Origin of the sequence: Neisseria sp. HMSC065D04, from assembly GCF_001815675.1 — a bacterium.
In the GTDB taxonomy this organism is placed as follows: domain Bacteria; phylum Pseudomonadota; class Gammaproteobacteria; order Burkholderiales; family Neisseriaceae; genus Neisseria.
Genome location: NZ_KV821496.1, coordinates 37,438 through 41,228, shown reverse-complemented (window position 1 = coordinate 41,228; position 3,791 = coordinate 37,438). Strand labels below are relative to the sequence as shown.

Below are 3,791 nucleotides of genomic sequence, written 5' to 3'. Positions count from 1 at the left end.
GTCGCCTTGTCCTGATTTAGTTAATCCACTATAAAACAGCTTGCCCCGGTGGATAACGATTGGCGTACCGGGGCGGAAGCGGTTGTGAAAGGGCGTCGGTTGCCCCTTTATTCGATTTTCAGATCGCCGACCAAAGCCGCCAGCGTGGACAGGCGCTGTTCGGATTTCGCCACGAACGGATTTTCAGTATCCCATGCGTAGCCTGCCAAAATGGAAGAAATCATGCGGCTGATTTCAGGGCTGCGGTTGGGCGCGTATACGACGTTTTGGAAGCGGAAATCGTACCAGCCGTCGACGTAAGTGCGGAACGCGTTCACGCCTATCACCAAGGGTTTGGCAAACTCTGCATCCCAGTCTGCCGTGCCGCCTTCAAGCTGTTTTGCCAACAGGTCGGCGGCGAGTTTGGCGGAGTGCAGCGCGATGGTTACGCCTGATGAGAACACAGGATCGAGGAACTCGGCGGCATTGCCCAACAGCGCGAAATGTTTGCCGTGCAGCGATTTTACGTTGGCGGAATAGCCTTGGATGGAGCGGAACGGGAAGTCGTTTTCCCAGACGGCTTTGTCCAGAATTTCTTTCAGCATCGGGCATTCGTAGACAAATTTTTTCAACACCGTTTCCGATTCGCCCGCGAGTACGTCGGGCGTGCCGACCACGCCGATGGAGCAGCGGTTGTCGCCGAAGGGAATCAGCCAAATCCACACGTCGCGGTGTTGCGGGTGGGTGGTAATCAGGATTTTGCTGCGGTCGAATTTCGGGTGGGTGATGTTGTCGTCGATGTGCGTGAAATGCGCTTGGCGCGGCGGCAGGTGCGACGGCGTTTCCAAGTCCAACAGGCGCGGCAGCACGCGGCCGTAGCCGCTGGCGTCCAATACGAATTTTGCGGTCAGCTCGTAGCTCTCGCCCGTGTCGGCTTCCACGCTCAAACGGGCAAGGTCGCCGCTGTTGTCGAACGCGGTCACGCCGTGTCCGAAACGTACTTCCACGCCTTGTTTGGCGGCTTCGTCAATCAGGATTTTGTCGAAAATACCGCGGCGCACTTGGTAAACCGTGCCGGGGCCGTCTGAAAATTTATCAGTGAAATCAAATTCGGTATAACGGCTGCCCCATGAAAACGCCGCGCCGTTTTTAAACTGAAAGCTGGGTTCGGCGTGTACGGCGTCGGCAAATCCGGCTTCTTCCAGCATTTCCATGCAGTGCGGCAGCAGGCTTTCGCCGATGACGAAGCGCGGAAAGTGCTGTTTTTCCAATACGCAGACTTTATAACCTTTTTTGTGAAGCAGGGCGGATGCTACCGAGCCTGCAGGACCTGCGCCGATCACGGCGACATCGAATTGAGGTGCGGACATTTAAATATACTTTCAAAACATAACAAAATAAAACGGGCGCTATTTTACTCCTTAATAGACTTATCTGAAATGAATTTTAAAGGCGACATCATGACTAAGATGAAATGGTTGCATAAACGACAACAGCCCTATATCGGGATAGGGCGGATTGTGGCTTGGCATGGATGGTTTTGTTGTCAATTTGTCTGATAAAAAGGTCGTCTGAAAACCTCGAATCAAGGTTTTCAGACGACCTTTTGCCGTTTTCAGTTAATCAATCCTCCGTCTTCGGCTCGGGAACGTCAAACACCTGACGCAAGTAGGCGAGGAAGGTGTTGTTGGTAGTCATGGTTTTGCCCGGAGAGTCGGAGAGTTTGGCGACGGATTGACCGTTGCACTCGACGAGTTTCAAAACAATGTTCAGCGGGGTATGGCCCATGTCGTTGGTGAGGTTGGTGCCGATACCGAAGCTGGTTTTGAAACGGTCTTTGAAATATTGGTGCAATGCCCATGAGCGTTCAATGTCCAGCCCGTCGGAGAAAGTCAGCATTTTGGTGCGGCTGTCGATTTTGAGTTTTTTATAGTGGGCATGCGCTTTGTCGCCCCATACATAAGGGTCGCCACTGTCGTGGCGCAGGCCGTCGAAGAGTTTGGCGAAATAGAGGTCGAAGTCGCGCAGGAAGGCATCCATGCCGACCACATCGGTCAGTGCGATACCGAGGTCGCCGCGGTATTCGTGTACCCAGCTTTCGAGGGCGGCTTTTTGGAAATTACGCAGGCGCACATCGAGGGCTTGGAAGGCTTGGAGGAACTCGTGCGCCATCGTGCCGATGGGGGTGATGCCGATTTTTTTGGCGAGATAAACGTTGCTGGTACCGCGCACGATGTCGGGGGCGGCTTCAAGCAGGGTGCGGATGACGTGTTCCTGCCAATCGAGGGTGTAGCGGCGGCGGGTGCCGAAGTCGGAGATGAGGAACGGCGGATCGTCGGGGTTTTGCGCGGCGGAGATTTCCTTGAGGCGTTGCGCTTTGGCTTGGAGGCGGCGTTCGCCTTCTTCAATGACGGCGGGGGTTTCGAGACGGCGGAAGTAGAGTTCGTTGACGATGGCGAGGATGAAGATTTCAAAGAACATCGCCTGAATCATAGGGCCTTCGATGCGGATATTCAGACGACCTTCTGAATCGGGGCTGACTTTGACGAAGCGGCGTTGAAGCTGGAAGAGTTCGAGATAGTCGACAAAGTCGCTTTTGATGAAGCGCAGGCTGCGCAGGTAATCGAGTTCGTCGTGGGTAAAGCGCAGTTGGCAGAGCGCGTCGAGTTCTCGTTCCAAGTCGCTTTGGATGTCGGCAAGCGGGTAAACCATGTCTTTGTTGCGACAGCGGAACTCGTAAAGGCTGTGGGTTTGGGGGAATTGGTGCAGTATCACCTGAAGCATGGTGAACTTGTACAGGTCGGTGTCGAGCAGGGAGCGGATAACGGGCGTTTGAGGTGCGGTCATGGCTTTTCTCTCGTTCAGCGTAAATGTAAAGCATTATTAGAACACGGTTAGACGGACGGGTGTTACTTTTTTTGGTTGGAGAAGCGTTGAAAAGGTCGTCTGAAATCTTTCAGACGACCTTTTTCTTCATATAAAACCGATATCAATTATTTGTCCACGACGATTTTGGCTGCCTGTCCGTCAGGCGAGGGTTCGTATTGTGTGGATTCGTCGCCGTAATACAGCACGCCGAGTTTGATGGGGATGCGGCCTTGCGATTTGCGGTGGGCGTTGGAGTCGCGCAGGGAGTAGGCGCAGCCGCAGTATTCCTGCTGGTAGAAGTGTTCTCGCTTGCTGATTTCGATCATGCGCGCGCTGCCGCCGCCTTTGCGCCAGTTGAAATCCCAATACACGACGTCGTCGTAGGGTGCGGCGGCGCGGTGGCCGCAGTCGTTGATTTGCGCCATGTTTTTCCAGCGGGAAATGCCCAGCGAGCTGGTGAAGACGGGGAAGCCGTTTTCGTGGGCGTATTGGGCGGCTTTTTCGAAACGCATGTCGAAACACATGGTGCAGCGGATGCCGCGTTCGGGTTCGAATTCCATGCCTTTGGCTTTGGCGAACCATTCTTTTCGGTCGTTTTCGTAGTCGTCGTCTTTGTCGATGAAGGGGATGCCGAATTTGTCGGCGAAGCGCATGTTTTCTTCTTTGCGCAACATGTATTCTTTGAGCGGGTGGATGTTGGGGTTGTAGAAGTAGATGGTGTAGTCGATGCCGCTGGCGAGCATGGCTTCCATGACTTCGCCGCTGCACGGGGCGCAGCAGGAATGCAGCAGGACTTTTTTATGGCCGCCGGGCGGGACGAGGACGGGGCGGTTGATGTCGGTAACGATGGGGCTGGTTTTGTCGTTCATAATCGGGGTGTTCCGTTTCGGTGTTTCAGACGACCTTTGGGTTTTATAGTGGATTAAATTTAAACCAGTACGGCG

General features: G+C 54.1%; 3 protein-coding genes. All 3 read right to left on the bottom strand.

The annotated features are described in order from the left end of the window. Positions 1–107: 107 nt before the first annotated feature. On the bottom strand, positions 108–1,349 hold the full coding sequence (locus tag HMPREF3050_RS04180) for an NAD(P)/FAD-dependent oxidoreductase (RefSeq protein ID WP_070773614.1): 1,242 nt from the start codon (positions 1,347–1,349) through the stop codon (positions 108–110). Positions 1,350–1,602: 253 nt separating this feature from the next. Continuing rightward, positions 1,603–2,826 (bottom strand): nicotinate phosphoribosyltransferase, encoded by a 1,224-nt coding sequence (gene pncB / locus HMPREF3050_RS04175; RefSeq protein ID WP_070773612.1) that lies wholly within the window; start codon positions 2,824–2,826, stop codon positions 1,603–1,605. 146 nt (positions 2,827–2,972) lie between these two features. Beyond that, positions 2,973–3,716 carry an epoxyqueuosine reductase QueH gene (locus HMPREF3050_RS04170; protein WP_003762794.1) on the bottom strand — a complete coding sequence of 248 codons (744 nt, stop codon included), beginning with the start codon at positions 3,714–3,716 and terminating at the stop codon, positions 2,973–2,975. Positions 3,717–3,791: the final 75 nt, after the last annotated feature.